The following is a 13,522-nucleotide window of genomic DNA, read 5'->3' as shown; positions in this document are numbered from 1 at the left end:
AACCTACCTCAACGCACGGATGGGGGCGATTTATCGCATTCCCAAGAGCAGAATACAGGCGACCGGGAAGCCCAAATCCACATGCAGGCAAGCATGATGGCTGAGCACTGGTCTGGTCCACTCCCATCTCCCGTAGCGCTTGAGCACTATAAACAGCTCGTGCCAGATGGCGCGGAGCGCATCTTTACCGAATGGGAAGCAGAGAGCGCGCATCGTCGCATAAGCGAGCGCAGGGCTTTGACGGCGGAAATTTGTGAGCGCCTTGGGAGCCGCATCCTGGCGTTTCTTTTTGCTATTGGTGCGCTTTTGGTTGCGTCATTTTGCGCATGGATCGGCCAGCCCTGGCCGGCCGCTGTTATAGGAGGGGCGACCATTGCTGCCGTTGTCGCCGCTATGGTTCAGAAAAAGGACGGCTAGCAAGTCAATTTGAGAGCATCCTCCCGCGCCTCGATATGCCGCGCACCTTGCCAGCCCGCCGCCTCTCGGTCGGCGGGCTTTTTACGACCATCCACCAGTGAACATGCGACAACCTGTCGCACGTCACAATTCGTCAATTCGCATTCTGCAAATCAAACTGGCCTAGAGCCTGCATTTCATTGGCTTTTTGCCCCGATTGTTGCGGAACTGTGTCAGCCATCCTGATCCGCCATCGCCACGCCTGAATACTGGACTATGCAACGTTACGGCTGTGTAACCCAATCTGGCTACACACATTGGTAAGCTTTGGCTAGTATATGGGCATCGCTGCGCCCCATCATTGGGGGAAGGGCGGCCGATCTGCGCTAACAGACCGGCCGCCTTTAGCGAACGAAGTGCATTCGCCCAGGGTATTGTCCCAACGCCACTGGCGCCAGGGGATGGTCCTCACCTGTCCGGCCCGCGGGGGCCGACACTATAAATGCACGGTTCGCACCAATGGCAAATGAAAGACATATCGGGGCATGCCCCTATTGCCGCAAAGGCAACAGTCTGACAGCGGAAATATCGCTGACCAGCTTACGGATGCTTGAGATGTCGGTCATGGAGATTGAGCGGATGCTTGATCGCATGGACCACACGCGCGCGAACGAAATCTTTCGAGAAACTCACGCGCAACGCGCTTGAGATTATGTTCCCAATTTGTTCTAATGGGTGCCGACCAATGACGAGGTGCGAAGTGCAGTCCCTGGGTGATTGCGACTACATCCTGACGGGTTGCGACAATGACGACCGGGAGTTCCTCGCCGCGTATCTGTCTCTCCCGGCCGCCGGGCGCGCTGATGTTCTCGCAATGGTGCGAGAGTTGACTACTCCGCGGGGTCAGGTTTTTCAGGGGGGATTAGGCGCATTACGTTGAGGACGGATGCTTTGCCGTCCTTCCCCGCCGCGCGCCAGCGGAGCATCAGCTCTAGAGCCTCCTCCGCTTCCGACTTGTCGTCCCGCAGCATATCCCAAGGCTTGCACCCCAGCGCGGAAGCCAATTTTTCCGCCCACTCCACTGTGATCGGCAGAGTGCCGTTCTGAAGCTTCACAATCGTTGAGCGGCCCGTGCCGACGATTTCGGCAAGCCGGTCCTCTGACAGCTTCCGCTGCTTCCGCAGTTCTTTGAGTTTGTTCGGCTCGGTCATTGCCCCCCGACTGTACCCGGAATGGGTCCGGAGGGGCACTGCCGACGTTAGGTACAGAGAGCGTTCAGATTGCGCTTGCATTATGTACCCCCCGTGGGTACAGTTTTGCTCATGACGAACCTCACCCAAATTTGCCGCAGCCGCGGCATGACGCTTGAACAGTTGGCCGTTGCGGTCAACCGGAAGCGCGACACCGTGAAGAAGTGGGGCCGCGAGCGCCGCATCCCGGCTGAAGCGGTTCCGGCAGTGGTCAGCGCGTTGGGCGGTGCCGTCACCGCCCACGAACTCCGTCCCGACGTGTTTGGAGAAGCTGCATGACCGACCTGACCACAGTCGATTTCCACGGCGCCAAGCTGGTCGCCATCAAAGGCTCCACCCCGGCGGAAACGCTGGTGGCGATGAAGCCCGTCGTCGAGGGCATGGGCCTGGATTGGGAGGAGCAGCGCCGCAAGCTGCACCGGCACCCCGTCTTGGCACCTGACCTGACGTTTGCCACGGTCCAGATGCCGGGCGACGATCAGCGCCGCGAATGGGCCTTCCTGCCGCTGACCCGTGTGAATTTCTGGCTCGCCACTGTCCAGCCCGGCCGCATCCATAACGATGAGGTCAAGGCCAAGGTGGTCGACTACCAGCGTGAATGCGCCGACGTCCTGTTCGCGCACTTCTTCGCCAAGGCCGGCGGTGAAGTCGTCGCCAAGCCCGATGAAATGCTTCGTCGGATGGACGGGATGCTCAAGATGCTGTCCCACAAGGGCACGGTGACGGAGAAGACCGTCGTTAGCCTGGAGCGCGACGTTGCCTCGCTGGCGTCCATCGTCCGTGACTTGGTGAAGTGCGCGGATGGCCGGTTCGCCGTGATCGACGCTGTCCCTGCTCTCCAGATCGCCACTGACGCCAAGGTGCCGAAGGCTGGCCGCCGTCCCATCGTTCAGGAAATCAGCCGCAAGCTGACGCGCTTCTGCGCCGATCACGGCTACGTCGTCCGCCGGGATGCACGGGGCACGAAGCTCTACACCGTCAATGCGGTGAACGAATGGCGTCTCCAGGGCGGTGACAGCCTGATCCGCAAGCTGGTGGCTGCCAACACCGTGCTCGGCCCGCTCTTCGCGGTCGTCCCCGGCGGCAAGGGCCAGCCCTCCGCCTAACCCCCAGACAGACGAACGCCGGCCCCAATCCCCATCGGCAGCCGGCGCAAGTCTCATCAACTGACGGAGCACATCATGCCCCAAGACTACCATACCCCGCAATCCTACTCGTTCCACGGCCCCCTCTGCGAGATCGCAAAGGGATGCGACGAGCCCCTCTGCGGCAGTAGCGCCTCCTCCTTTATCGCGGTCCTTCTGCTTCTGGCTGCGATCCTTGCCGCCGGCACGGCGTACATGGCCGGTGGCGCTGAGGAAGTGGTCTACCGGCGCCATGCGGAAGTCCGTGCGCTCGCCTCCACCCAAGTCGGGGAGCGCTGAGCCATGCTGATGACCGAAGAACAGGCCCGCACGAAGTGGTGCCCATTGGCGCGCGTCGATAGCGGTTTCGCCGGCTGCGGCGTCGTCAACCGCTACCCCGCTCGCGACGCGCGGGGCTCCGACTGCTCGGGTCGACGAGAAATGATGAATGAGACAGTAGTCTGCGTTTCCTCCGACTGCATGGCATGGCGATGGGGTGAGTGCGAACCATCCCCAGCATTCGAGATATTCAAAGACAACCCATGCACCGAAAGCCTGGAAGAAATTCATCGGCCAGAAGGCATCCCAGAAGCATGGGAATGGTGCCCGGCCAGAACTGACGAAAATAGCGTCACCCACTCGGCTGGATACCGTGAGCCGCTGAGCGAGGCCAAGGCGCGCCGTCGCGGCTACTGCGGCGCCTTCGGCAAGGCGGAGGGCTAAGCCATGCGCATGGGCACCGCAGTCCTCATCCTTGGCGCCGTCTGCATGGTGATCGTGCTGGCCGCTGGTGCGATTGAGGCTCACTTCGTCCACCACTTCATTGGGGAGGGCTGACATGGCCTCCCATAGCTTCAACCTCCAACTGGCGCGCCCACGCGATCATTTCGTCCCGAGCGGCCGGCAAGTCCTCATCCGCGGCGGCCATTCGCAGCGTCGCGGCATGGATCAGCAAGTCTACCGGATTAGCAAAGGCCAAGGTGGGCTCTCCCGTGTCACGTTGGTGGCGCATTTCAATGCAAATGGCCGTCGCCATCAGGCGCGAGTGCCAGTATCCGCCGACAGCGTGGAGCGCCGCCTCCTTTCGGAAGTGAGCGGCACGCTCCAATCCGTTGGCGGGACAGCGCGGGATGTCGCCCATTCAGCGCTTCTCAGTGGCGGCCATGACGGAAATCGCAATGCCTTCGGCGCGCGGCGCTTGGTCGGTCAGCCGGCCCCAGATGCGCAGCAGGACGATGACGGACCGGATCAGGTCTGCCGCGTCGTCTCGCTCGGGCTGAGTGACGCGAAGTTCGCTGTTGTCTCCCGGAATACTCATGGTTGCGTGTCCATCAAGTTTCGACACCAACATTGTGCCCTTGGGGGTGCGTCATGAACACATTGACGGCATGCACCCACGTGCCCAAGGCATGCACGATTGTGCGCGGTGCCGCAAAAACGGACGTTAAGGCCGCCGGGAAGGCCGCCGCGGCCTGGATTGCCAAGCGTGCGGCCTCTGTCGCCAATGGCACGAAGCTGCTGACCGCATGGACCCTGAAATGCGCCCGCACGGTCTCCCACTGGAAATCCGGTGAGCGCATCCCGGATAGCGCTGATCTTCTGCTGATTGGCCGGCATTGCCCGGATACGCAGCGGCGCGTCATTGCCTTCTGGACGATGCCTGACGAAGCCATGCGCGATCCTGCGGCCTTTCTGGAGCAGGAAGAGCATGTCGCCAAGATTGATGGGCTGCTGCGTCGTCTGGCGCGCGGTGCCGTCAATGGGTCCAAGAAGGCCGCGCAAAAGACCGGGCTTAGCCGCCTGCGGTTCCGTCGTCGGAAGGCGGTGGCGCCATGACCCCACACGAACCCGCCGGGAATAGCCAGCCTCCCCGCCCGGCGCAGACTGGCGAGGAGGGGCAGAGCCTCCCCGCCGCTTTCCTCTCCCCATCGCCAGCCCGGACAGCCAGCCATGACGACTAACCGCCTCATCGCCGCAGCCACGCAGGACAACTCGGAACTGATCCGGAAGTTCGGCGCTGACCTTCACACCATGCCGGCCCTGTGGGGCCGCTACCAGCGCAACCGCGACCTCATCACTGCCGAGACGGTCAAGGCCGCCGCCAAGCGCAAGGAGATCGCCGCATGACCAGGGAAGAGCGCGAAGACGCCGTGCGCCGGCTCAACGCCAAGGGCATGAACGACATCCAGATAGCGGATGAGACTGGCATGCCGTACGGCACCGTGTCTGACGTCCGCACCCGGCTTGGCTTGCCAACGAATGGCGTTTCAGGGCGCAAATCGCCTGCCACCGATGCGGATATCAGCGCGTGGATGGCCGAAGGTCTAAGCCGCGTGGAGATGGCTGAGCGCAGCGGCTTGGCCGTCTCAACGATCAAGCGCCGCGTGCAGAAGATCAGGGGTGTCAGCAGCACAGTGCCGACGGTCAGCCAGCACGTTCGCCAGATTGACCGCTTCCTCGCGGCTTTCCGCCCAGGCTGCTACCTGAAGCCCGCCAACTCCCGCATGGCTGAGACCAGCAACCGCGACGGCAACCGCATCATCGGCCTTCCTGTGGCGATCTGCACCGCCTCCAGCCTGTACGGAGCCTGACCATGGCAACGCTCGATACCGAAATCCTCATTTCCCGCCTTGCCTTCAACCGTCGCGACCGTGACATAGCCGCTGAGTTCAGCATGCCGGAAGCCGACGTGCACCGCATGGTGAGCGATCTGGCAGCCCGGCACGGCATCCTGACCAAGGCAGAGCTTTGCGCCCGCGCCGCGCGGGGAATGCTGTAATGACCGGCGGCGTCTCCTTCGTCGTCCCTGGGAAGGTGCAGGCGTGGCAGCGCGCCGGCCGTTCTGGTGGCATCTCCTTCACGCCAAAGGAGACGCGCTCCTACGAGAGCGCCGTCCGGCTATTCGCGTCGCAGGCTATGGCCGGGCGCGCCCCGCTGGATTGCGCGCTGCGGATTGAGGTGGATGCGGTCATGCCGGTCCCCTCGTCGTGGTCGAAGCGGAAGCAGGCCGCCGCCCTTGCCGGCTCCATCCGCCCGACCAGCAAGCCAGACTACGACAACCTCGCCAAGGGCATTTCTGACGCCTGCAACGGCATCGCCTACCGCGACGACGCGCTGATCTGTGAAGCGCTCGTCCGCAAGGTCTACGGGCCGGCTCCGCAGGCTGTCGTTCGCATCATTCCGATTGGAGAAGCAGTATGACCGACGTTGGCGGCATCGCCGCAGACCGCCTGAAGAGCTTTGTCGAACGCATCGAAAAGCTTGAGGAGGAGAAGGCCGGCATCTCTGAGGACGTGAAGGAAATCTATGCCGAGGCGAAGGGGACTGGCTTCGATACTAAAATAATTCGGCAGATTATCCGTCTACGCAAGATGGACAAGGCGGACCGGCAGGAAGCGGAGGCGATCCTTGAACTCTACAAACAAGCCCTGAATATGGTGGACTAACATGGAAACTGTTGAACGATTTAAGAAGTTCACGTCTCCAGACCGCCGTACCGCTTGCGTCAACTGGATCGGCGCTAAGGCCGGGCGCGGATATGGCGTTTTCGCCATTGATGGGAAGCAAGTGTATGCGCACCGCTTCGCTTATGAAATGGCGAAGGGACCGATCCCTTACGGCCTGGAGATTGATCACCTCTGCCGTAACCCGGCATGCGTCAATCCGGATCATTTGGAAGCGGTAACGCACGCCGAGAACATGCGGCGCAGCACTGCTGTGGCCGCCGCAAGGGCGTCTGCCGCGCTGATCCGGTTCTGCCCCAAGGGGCATGAATACACCGCAGAGAACACGCGCATGCACAACGGCAAGCGTAGTTGCCGGAAATGCTCGGCTCAAGCTGCCAAGGAATACGACGCTCGCAATCGGGATGTGCGCGCGGCCAAGGCGCGGGACCGTCGCGCCGCCGCTCGTCAAGCCCTCGGGATGGCGGAGTGAACCATGTCCATTTCAAGTGACTACTTTGTCATCCGCAACGCCATCGTCCGCGCCCGTGAGGCTGCCGGCATGTCGGTTGCGGAAGCCGCCCGGCGGTTAGGCGTGGCCCGCTCCACCGTTTCGGCGTGGGAGACCGGCCAGAACTTCATCCCGGCCGACAAGCTCTTTGGCTACGCCAAGCTGGTTGGCCTGCGCATCGTCGCCAACGTCGAACCGTCTCCCATCGAACTCGCTGTGCGCCGCGCTGCGCCCGCTCTGGAGGCCGTCCAATGACCCCATACGAAACCATCGTCATGACCGCCAAGCCCCACGGCAACGGCTTCGTCGCCGATCTGCGCCGGGGCTACGACAAGGCGGAGCAATACCCGCTGCTGACCCGCGCATGGTGGAGCAATCACCCGGTCAACGGGATGAAGGCGCCCGTCGTGTGGCCGCCGGTCCAAGGAGATGCGCAATGAGCAAGGTTTCAAAGCTTGGTCGGCCGCCGCTGTCTCCGTCCGATCTGGTCAAGACGCTGTGCCTCTACCACGACCACGGCGCCACCAAGGCCGCGGCGGAACTCGGCATCAGCCGGAACGCGATCTACAAGCGCCTGAAGCTTGCCGGAGCCGTTACGGCCCGGCCGCATCAGCCCGTCTGGACGCCAGCCGATATCCGCCACTATCCGGAGGCTTGAGCCATGACCCGCGACGAACGCCTCCTGATCACCGGCATCCGCATGAAGGCAGGCCGCCGGGCTCATCTGCGCCACAGCCTGCCGCCGCTGCTGCTGTTCCGCCCCGTGGCTGTCATCGCCGATCACCCGGAAAGCACACCGGAGGAACGCCAGTGGGGTGCGCCCGTCTTGGGCCACCTCCGTGCCGCCTGCCAAGAGCCGTACTTGGAACTGTCGCCGCGGGACCGTGGCGAGTGCGAAAGCCTCGCCCTGGAAATTGCTAAGTGGGCAATGCGCGAGACTGCCGAGAACAAGCCCCGTGCTGCGATCTGGGCTGCGCTGACAGTCCTGTACTGGCTGGCCGGCGACGAGGACCACGGCCTGTTGGTGGAGGAAAGCCACCTCCACCATGCGGTCTACAGCCTGTTGGAAGCGTCCGAGCGGCACCCGGACATCATCGCCCGGTACGAGAACAGCGCCCGGAAAGCGGCAAGGCGTCTGGCAAAGGTGCTGGCTCGGATAGAGCTGTTCCCGACAGCCGCCGCACCCATGAAGGTGGCCGCATGAACCCCTTCACCCAAGACGACAGAGGGCTAGGCGTCGGTGCGCTGCTTCTCAGTGAAGCCAACGGAGCCATCGGGGCGGAACTCGACGCCCTCAGCCTCAAGAACCTTCTGGACGGCGGCAACGCGGTCAGACCCCTGCTTAGGGTGCCCGTTCACGTGCTGCATGCGCTGAACAGTGGCCCACGGCACGCCAGAACGCTCTGCAAGCGTCTTCAGCGACCATCCGATCATCGCCATCGCGGCACGTATTTGGCGTCCAGTAATCATCGGCGCGATCCTGAACATCACGGACCGCTGTGTGCAAGCTTGGATTTGCATGTCGATCTCTCATGTGATATGGTTGATCGCAGTACGCCGAGCGATCATATCGTAAGTGCGTAACTTATTCAACGCGCATATGGTGCGCGCCGCATTCCCAATGAGGTTACCGCCATGGACCGTCCTGACTCTTGGATGCCGCTCTATATCGGGGACTATCTGGCCGACACTGGCCGGCTCTCCACCGAAGGGCACGGCGCCTATCTGCTTCTGATCATGGATTACTGGAAGGCGGGTGGGCCTCCTCCAGATGACGACGTGGCTCTCTCAAACATCACGAAGCTGTCTGTCACATCGTGGCGTCGCCTTCGCCCGACGCTTGCCAGCTATTTCGTCATCGTTGATGGGAAGTGGCGGCATAGGCGCCTTGAGAGGGAGATTTCAAAGGCGCAAGCCGGGTACGCAAAGCGGGTTGACGCGGCGAAAAAGAGCCACGAAGTGCGCCGCCAAAATCGTGCAATGCAAGTGCAAAGCAACATGCAAAGCAATAGCAATGCACATGCAACCACAACCACAACCACCTATACGCTAGCTAGCGCTGCGTATGACGGACGGCATAGCGCTGAAGGAGGGGCGGTTACCCAAGAAAATCGGCGCCAGGAGGGCAGTCATGATGGCGATGCGCCGGCAACTGGGCGCCCTGATTGGGGCCTCATTGGCGATGACGCCACCGACCATCCTCCTGCCACCGTCATCCCACTGCGTCGCGCGGTAGGTGACAAATGATCCGCGCCCTCCGTCCCTATCAGGAGCGCGCGATCATCAGCCTCCGTGAAAGCCTGAAGGCCGGCAAGAAGCGCCCGGTCCTCCAGCTTCCCACGGGTGGCGGCAAGACCCGCGTGGCTGGCGAAATCGTCCGTATGGCTCGGGCCAAGGGCAAGCGAGTAATGTTCACCGTCCCTTCGCTGTCTCTGGTCAACCAGACGGTCGCCTCTTTCCAGCGTGACGGCATCGCTGAAATCGGCGTGATCCAGGCCGATCACGAGATGACCGACCCGAACCAGCCGGTGCAGGTTGCCACGATCCAATCTCTCAGCCGCCGGAAGCGTCCGGACGTTGATCTGGTCATCGTGGATGAGGCCCACACGATGTTTCGGGCCTTCCTCGAATGGATCGCGTCCGACGAGATGAAGGACATCCCTGTCATCGGCCTGTCTGCCACGCCGTGGGCCAAGGGCATGGGGAAGCACTACGACGACCTGATCGTCTGCGCCACGCTCAAGGACATGATCGACCAGGGCTATCTGTCGCCGTTCAAGGTCTTCGCGCCGTCGCATCCCGATCTGTCGGGCGTGAGCGTCAGCAAGGGTGACTACGCCGTTGGCGAGCTGGCCGACGTGATGAGCAAGCCCAAGCTGGTGGCCGACGTGGTTGACACTTGGATCAAGATGGGCGACGGGCGCCCGACGCTGGCGTTCTGCGTCAACCGGGCGCATGCGCGGCACGTTCAGAACAGCTTTGAGGCGGCCGGCATCCCCTGCGGCTATGTCGATGCCTTCACGGAGTTGGATGAGCGTGAGCGCATCAGCCAGAAGTTCCATTCTGGCGCCTACAAGATCGTTGCCAACGTCGGCACGCTGACGACGGGCGTTGATTGGGATGTGCGCTGCATCATCGACGCTCGCCCGACCAAGAGTGAAGCCCTGTTCGTCCAGATTTACGGACGTGGCCTGCGCACCGCACCGGGCAAGGCTGATTGCATCATTCTCGACCACGCCGACAACTACACCCGGCATGGCTTCGTGACCGACATTCACCACGAAAGCCTTGACGACGGCTCCGTCCGCACCGCGTCGAAGCGCAAGGGAGCGCTGCCGAAGGAGTGCCCGAAATGCACGTTCCTCAAGCCGCCCAAGGTGGCGCAGTGCCCGTGCTGTGGCTTCAAGCCGGAAGGATCGCCGCGGAGCGATATCGAGACGGAAGACGGCGACCTCAGCGAGATCGTGCGCGGCAAGGGGACCAAGGCGACCGGCCCGAAGAACACGGTCAAGATCGGTGGCGTTTGGCTGCATCTCGCTGACTTTTACGGGCAACTCAAGTTCCGTGAGCGCGAGCGTGGGTACAGGAAGGGGTGGGCTGACAACCAATACCGCTCCGCCGTTCAAGTTTGGCCGAACGCCTACAAGAACGCTCCTCCCAAGCCGGTGACGTGGGAGGTCGATATCTGGCTGAAGGCCCAGCAAATTCGCTTCGCCAAGCGGCGGGAGAAGGAGCGGGCTACCCATGCTCAGCCAGCCGCATGACGACGAATACGAGGAACGCGCCGCCATCATCGAGCATGACGGCGGCCTGCCAAAGCGATGGGCTGAGCCTTTAGCCCGCCTGCTGACCGCTCCGAAGCCGGGCGCATACCTGCCGGAGCGGTGGGAAATCATCAAGGCTGATGCCGCGGAACTGGTGGGTAGGAATTGGGCGCGGCTGGACACGGTGGGTTGGTCGCCGGGCGACGTGAAGGCCCTGATACCGATGATCGACGGCCGACGCATCCTAGCAATCCACATGGGCGAGTTGGTCGTCGAGATGCCGAGCGGTGGGCGATCGACGATTTGCCGGCGGCCGGTCATTGACGGCCCGGCGAACTGGAATGAGGGAAGGAGGACAGGGTGAGCCAACAGAACAGAGAACCGGTTTGGGAGCGCGCGTGTGGTCGCTGGCGTTCCGTCCTCCTGCAAGCCGGCATCCCGGCCGCGCACCTGACCGGCAAGCATGGCCCGTGCCCGATCTGCCAAGAGGGGAAGGATCGTTTCCGCTTCACGGATCACAACGGCACCGGCTCATGGGTCTGCAACGTCTGTGGTAACGGCACAGGAACGGATTTGATCCGCCGGTTTTTCGGAATTGGCTTCAAGGAAGCGGCGGAGCGGATCGAAGCGGTTCTTGGGACGGCGACGCGCGACGCGCCGACCAAAACCGAACCTGACCACGTGCTGCGCCAGCGGATGAACGACCTGTGGAAGGCATCCGCTGCCATCCGCCCCGGCGACGTGGTGACGCGCTACATGGCCTCCCGCGGGATCGTCCTGCGGGAGTGGCCCAAGCCGCTGCGCTTCGTCAACACGCCGCGCTGCTTTGGCATGGTCGCCAAGGTCATCAATTCCGATAACGTGCCGGTCAACATTCACCGAACCTTCCTGACGCGCGACGGGCAGAAAGACCCGGAGAAGGTGCGCAAGGTCATGAAGGGTGAATGCCCGGCCGGTAGCGCCATCCGCCTGTTTGACTTTGAGGAAGTTTTGGGCGTGGCGGAAGGAATTGAGACTGCCATCTCGGCAAGTCTGCTGTATAATGTTCCCGTCTGGTCGCTGTTGAATGCCAACGGGATCAAAGAGTTTCAGCCGCCGAAGCAAGTCAAGCGCCTTATGGTGTTTGCCGACAATGACGAGAATTACGTCGGGCAGCACGCGGCTTTCTGCCTCGCCATGCGAGCGCGGACGATGAAGATTGACACGGAAGTCCTCATTCCTGCCGCCGTTGGTGATGATTGGAATGACGTGTTGATCAGGAAGCATGAGAAAAGCCACGCAGCTTGATCGACATTTGCCGCGAAGGAAAATCAAGTGGAAATGCCAACGCAAGAACGCATCAAAGAGCTTTTGGCCTATGACCAAAACACCGGGATGTTCGTGTGGAGAGTGGCGCCAAGCCGTCGCGTCAATATTGGAATGCCTGCCGGGTGCATCAACTCGCGCGGATATGTCCGCATCAAGATTGATGGCCGACTGTACATGGCTCACCGGCTTGCTTGGCTCTACATGACGGGTGAATGGCCTGATGAAGAAGTTGATCACATCAACCGGAATTCTGCTGACAATAGATGGATAAATCTAAGGGCGGCAAACAGATCGCAGAACATGGGGAATATATCGAAGAACAGAAACAACACTTCTGGCGTAAAGGGGGTTTGCTGGGATAAGAAGCGTGGGATGTGGCAGGCCAGATTGCAAGCATCTGCTCGTTTCAAGCATCTTGGTCATTTTGCAGACATCAACGACGCAGCCGCCGCATACGCCGATGCTGCGCGGAAACACTTCGGCCGGTTCGCCAACCCCGTTTTGGATGCCGATGAACTTCTCAAGCGCAGCCGCAACGCGCGTGCTGCCTGACCCATTCCCGACCGCCCTGGGAGACCAAACGATGTCCACCCGCCACACCTACCAAACCACCTACGAGCAGACGCGCGACGACGGCACGGTAACGGCCTCCGTCGATGTCCGGATCACCTACGACTACAGCGAGGGCCGTCCGGGTTACTTCAACGCGGCTATCGGCGTCGGTGAGCCGCCGACCGATGACGAGATTGAGTGCGTCATGGTCGAAGAGTCCTGCCCCCGCGGCTGGCAGAAGGCGCAGCCGGCGGTGAGGGAGTGGGCGCTGTCACTGTGCGATGAGAAGCGCGACGAGTTTGCCCAAAGCGCGATCAACGACCGGTGGGGGGACGCCCAATGACCGCGGCCAACAACTCCAACCCCATCCGCCAGATGCACCGCCCGGTCTCTCCGCCCCACTGCCTGCTGATCGGCGGAGAGGACGAAGCCCGTGCTTTGCCGATCCGGGCGCCTTGGTCCAAAGACGGCGGGGCCTCTTGTCGGCTGCACGCTACGCCGGCCGATAGCGAAGACGCTCTCTGGCACACGGGCGGCTGTGTCGGGTGCTGCCGCAAGCTCCGGGCGGAGATGATCCGCGACAAGGTGCTGGAGCCGCACCCGCGCACTATCACCAACCCTCAACGAAAGACCGCAGCATGATCACCGCCACCCTGACCGGCGACGATACCGCCGAAGCCCTGGGCATCACCGTCACGCACCGCACGCCGATCCTCGCGCTTTGCCGCAAGCTGGAGGAAGCCGGACACGCTGACCAGCCGATGACCGTCCTGCGTGACGGCAAGCCCTGCCTGAACGTCTCCAGCATCCACGGAGCGGCCAAGCGGACCGTCGTCGAGAACGACAAGACTTCCGCTCGGTGGGGTAAGTTCGTGCCGTTCGTCCGGTTCATGGACGAAGAGGGGGTTGAGGCTGCCGCTTAAAATCGACGCCAGCCCCCTTGCGTCGGCCCAAGGAGTGCGATGAAGCCCGTCGGCTATACGGACGTAGCCGACGGGGGTGTCAGAGGCGCTTACTGAGCGGCATCTCCGAACGTCGCCGTTCCTACAGCACGCCGCGCCATCAGTTAAGACTTCGCAAGCATTGTGGCGAGCGTGACGTAATGTTGGCAAGACTAAGGCGAGCGGCGTTGAAGTTTTTGCTCTTGCCGACGCCTGATCCGTGATAGAATACG

At 62.2% G+C, this 13,522-nt stretch carries 28 protein-coding genes; 24 read left to right on the top strand and 4 right to left on the bottom strand.

The genetic code is table 11. The annotated features are described in order from the left end of the window. The first annotated feature begins 81 nt into the window (after positions 1-81). Positions 82-417, top strand: a complete 336-nt coding sequence (locus tag ABNQ39_RS20880) for a DUF2335 domain-containing protein (protein ID WP_158285483.1) — start codon at positions 82-84, stop codon at positions 415-417. An 869-nt stretch (positions 418-1,286) separates the two neighbouring features. Here the strand turns inward: ABNQ39_RS20880 and ABNQ39_RS20875 are convergent. Then, on the bottom strand, positions 1,287-1,607 hold the full coding sequence (locus tag ABNQ39_RS20875) for a helix-turn-helix transcriptional regulator (RefSeq protein WP_158285484.1): 321 nt from the start codon (positions 1,605-1,607) through the stop codon (positions 1,287-1,289). A gap of 111 nt (positions 1,608-1,718) precedes the next feature. Here ABNQ39_RS20875 and ABNQ39_RS20870 point away from each other — a divergent pair, with 111 nt between their 5' ends. From ABNQ39_RS20870 to ABNQ39_RS20855, 4 genes are all read left to right on the top strand, one after another. Beyond that, positions 1,719-1,925, top strand: coding sequence for a transcriptional regulator (locus ABNQ39_RS20870; RefSeq protein WP_199235169.1), 207 nt, complete (start codon positions 1,719-1,721; stop codon positions 1,923-1,925). Further along, the gene (locus ABNQ39_RS20865; protein WP_376960160.1) at positions 1,922-2,752 is read left to right on the top strand and encodes a phage antirepressor N-terminal domain-containing protein; all 831 of its coding nucleotides are present in this window, start codon (positions 1,922-1,924) and stop codon (positions 2,750-2,752) included. Before ABNQ39_RS20870 ends, ABNQ39_RS20865 begins: the two co-directional genes overlap by 4 nt. Before the next feature lie 75 nt (positions 2,753-2,827). Beyond that, a complete protein-coding gene (locus ABNQ39_RS20860; protein ID WP_376960159.1) occupies positions 2,828-3,070 on the top strand; it encodes a hypothetical protein in 243 nt (80 codons plus the stop codon). A 3-nt stretch (positions 3,071-3,073) separates the two neighbouring features. Next, positions 3,074-3,493, top strand: coding sequence for a hypothetical protein (locus ABNQ39_RS20855; protein WP_376960158.1), 420 nt, complete (start codon positions 3,074-3,076; stop codon positions 3,491-3,493). Between the two features lie 97 nt (positions 3,494-3,590). On the opposite strand, the gene ABNQ39_RS20850 is transcribed toward ABNQ39_RS20855, so the two are convergent. Beyond that, entirely contained in the window at positions 3,591-3,911 is a 321-nt protein-coding gene (locus ABNQ39_RS20850) for a hypothetical protein (protein WP_376960157.1), read from the bottom strand. Next, positions 3,912-4,088 carry a hypothetical protein gene (locus ABNQ39_RS20845; RefSeq protein WP_376960156.1) on the bottom strand — a complete coding sequence of 59 codons (177 nt, stop codon included), beginning with the start codon at positions 4,086-4,088 and terminating at the stop codon, positions 3,912-3,914. It lies immediately after the preceding gene. 53 nt (positions 4,089-4,141) lie between these two features. On the opposite strand from ABNQ39_RS20845, the gene ABNQ39_RS20840 reads away from it, so the two are divergent. The 11 genes from ABNQ39_RS20840 (at position 4,142) to ABNQ39_RS20790 (ending at position 7,928) form a co-directional block, all read left to right on the top strand. After that, entirely contained in the window at positions 4,142-4,606 is a 465-nt protein-coding gene (locus ABNQ39_RS20840) for a hypothetical protein (RefSeq protein ID WP_376960155.1), read from the top strand. A gap of 114 nt (positions 4,607-4,720) precedes the next feature. Then, entirely contained in the window at positions 4,721-4,897 is a 177-nt protein-coding gene (locus ABNQ39_RS20835; protein WP_376960154.1) for a hypothetical protein, read from the top strand. After that, on the top strand, positions 4,894-5,361 hold the full coding sequence (locus ABNQ39_RS20830; protein ID WP_376960153.1) for a hypothetical protein: 468 nt from the start codon (positions 4,894-4,896) through the stop codon (positions 5,359-5,361). Before ABNQ39_RS20835 ends, ABNQ39_RS20830 begins: the two co-directional genes overlap by 4 nt. 2 nt (positions 5,362-5,363) lie before the next feature. Next, entirely contained in the window at positions 5,364-5,549 is a 186-nt protein-coding gene (locus tag ABNQ39_RS20825; RefSeq protein WP_376960152.1) for a hypothetical protein, read from the top strand. Continuing rightward, complete coding sequence (locus ABNQ39_RS20820) at positions 5,549-5,971, top strand: RusA family crossover junction endodeoxyribonuclease (RefSeq protein ID WP_376960151.1); 423 nt, start codon at positions 5,549-5,551, stop codon at positions 5,969-5,971. The genes ABNQ39_RS20825 and ABNQ39_RS20820 overlap by 1 nt, the downstream gene beginning before the upstream one ends. Further along, positions 5,968-6,216: a DUF2312 domain-containing protein gene (locus ABNQ39_RS20815; RefSeq protein ID WP_376960150.1), complete on the top strand. Its 249-nt coding sequence runs from the start codon at positions 5,968-5,970 to the stop codon at positions 6,214-6,216. The genes ABNQ39_RS20820 and ABNQ39_RS20815 overlap by 4 nt, the downstream gene beginning before the upstream one ends. 1 nt (position 6,217) lies before the next feature. Continuing rightward, the gene (locus tag ABNQ39_RS20810; protein ID WP_376960149.1) at positions 6,218-6,706 is read left to right on the top strand and encodes an HNH endonuclease signature motif containing protein; all 489 of its coding nucleotides are present in this window, start codon (positions 6,218-6,220) and stop codon (positions 6,704-6,706) included. Positions 6,707-6,709: 3 nt separating this feature from the next. Continuing rightward, positions 6,710-6,979 (top strand): helix-turn-helix transcriptional regulator, encoded by a 270-nt coding sequence (locus ABNQ39_RS20805; RefSeq protein ID WP_376960148.1) that lies wholly within the window; start codon positions 6,710-6,712, stop codon positions 6,977-6,979. Continuing rightward, on the top strand, positions 6,976-7,164 hold the full coding sequence (locus ABNQ39_RS20800) for a hypothetical protein (protein ID WP_376960147.1): 189 nt from the start codon (positions 6,976-6,978) through the stop codon (positions 7,162-7,164). Before ABNQ39_RS20805 ends, ABNQ39_RS20800 begins: the two co-directional genes overlap by 4 nt. Then, positions 7,161-7,382: a helix-turn-helix domain-containing protein gene (locus ABNQ39_RS20795; protein ID WP_376960146.1), complete on the top strand. Its 222-nt coding sequence runs from the start codon at positions 7,161-7,163 to the stop codon at positions 7,380-7,382. The genes ABNQ39_RS20800 and ABNQ39_RS20795 overlap by 4 nt, the downstream gene beginning before the upstream one ends. Positions 7,383-7,385: 3 nt before the next feature. Continuing rightward, positions 7,386-7,928 (top strand): hypothetical protein, encoded by a 543-nt coding sequence (locus ABNQ39_RS20790; protein WP_376960145.1) that lies wholly within the window; start codon positions 7,386-7,388, stop codon positions 7,926-7,928. Between the two features lie 26 nt (positions 7,929-7,954). Here the strand turns inward: ABNQ39_RS20790 and ABNQ39_RS20785 are convergent, their stop codons facing one another. After that, the gene (locus tag ABNQ39_RS20785; protein ID WP_376960144.1) at positions 7,955-8,245 is read right to left on the bottom strand and encodes an XRE family transcriptional regulator; all 291 of its coding nucleotides are present in this window, start codon (positions 8,243-8,245) and stop codon (positions 7,955-7,957) included. A gap of 114 nt (positions 8,246-8,359) precedes the next feature. On the opposite strand from ABNQ39_RS20785, the gene ABNQ39_RS20780 reads away from it, so the two are divergent. The 8 genes from ABNQ39_RS20780 to ABNQ39_RS20745 are packed head-to-tail and all read left to right on the top strand — an operon-like array spanning position 8,360 to position 13,271. Continuing rightward, the gene (locus ABNQ39_RS20780) at positions 8,360-8,971 is read left to right on the top strand and encodes a YdaU family protein (protein ID WP_376960143.1); all 612 of its coding nucleotides are present in this window, start codon (positions 8,360-8,362) and stop codon (positions 8,969-8,971) included. Then, the gene (locus ABNQ39_RS20775; RefSeq protein ID WP_376960142.1) at positions 8,968-10,488 is read left to right on the top strand and encodes a DEAD/DEAH box helicase; all 1,521 of its coding nucleotides are present in this window, start codon (positions 8,968-8,970) and stop codon (positions 10,486-10,488) included. The genes ABNQ39_RS20780 and ABNQ39_RS20775 overlap by 4 nt, the downstream gene beginning before the upstream one ends. Beyond that, on the top strand, positions 10,469-10,852 hold the full coding sequence (locus tag ABNQ39_RS20770) for a hypothetical protein (protein ID WP_376960141.1): 384 nt from the start codon (positions 10,469-10,471) through the stop codon (positions 10,850-10,852). Before ABNQ39_RS20775 ends, ABNQ39_RS20770 begins: the two co-directional genes overlap by 20 nt. Further along, positions 10,849-11,775 (top strand): toprim domain-containing protein, encoded by a 927-nt coding sequence (locus ABNQ39_RS20765; RefSeq protein ID WP_376960140.1) that lies wholly within the window; start codon positions 10,849-10,851, stop codon positions 11,773-11,775. The genes ABNQ39_RS20770 and ABNQ39_RS20765 overlap by 4 nt, the downstream gene beginning before the upstream one ends. Positions 11,776-11,808: 33 nt before the next feature. Further along, positions 11,809-12,348 carry an HNH endonuclease signature motif containing protein gene (locus tag ABNQ39_RS20760; RefSeq protein WP_376962645.1) on the top strand — a complete coding sequence of 180 codons (540 nt, stop codon included), beginning with the start codon at positions 11,809-11,811 and terminating at the stop codon, positions 12,346-12,348. A gap of 31 nt (positions 12,349-12,379) precedes the next feature. After that, entirely contained in the window at positions 12,380-12,691 is a 312-nt protein-coding gene (locus tag ABNQ39_RS20755; protein WP_376960139.1) for a hypothetical protein, read from the top strand. Beyond that, entirely contained in the window at positions 12,688-12,990 is a 303-nt protein-coding gene (locus ABNQ39_RS20750) for a hypothetical protein (protein WP_376960138.1), read from the top strand. Before ABNQ39_RS20755 ends, ABNQ39_RS20750 begins: the two co-directional genes overlap by 4 nt. After that, on the top strand, positions 12,987-13,271 hold the full coding sequence (locus tag ABNQ39_RS20745) for a hypothetical protein (RefSeq protein WP_376960137.1): 285 nt from the start codon (positions 12,987-12,989) through the stop codon (positions 13,269-13,271). Before ABNQ39_RS20750 ends, ABNQ39_RS20745 begins: the two co-directional genes overlap by 4 nt. Positions 13,272-13,522: the final 251 nt, after the last annotated feature.

Source organism: Azospirillum sp. A26 (assembly GCF_042604635.1).
GTDB lineage: Bacteria > Pseudomonadota > Alphaproteobacteria > Azospirillales > Azospirillaceae > Azospirillum > Azospirillum palustre.
This window is presented reverse-complemented; position numbering and strand designations above follow the sequence as displayed.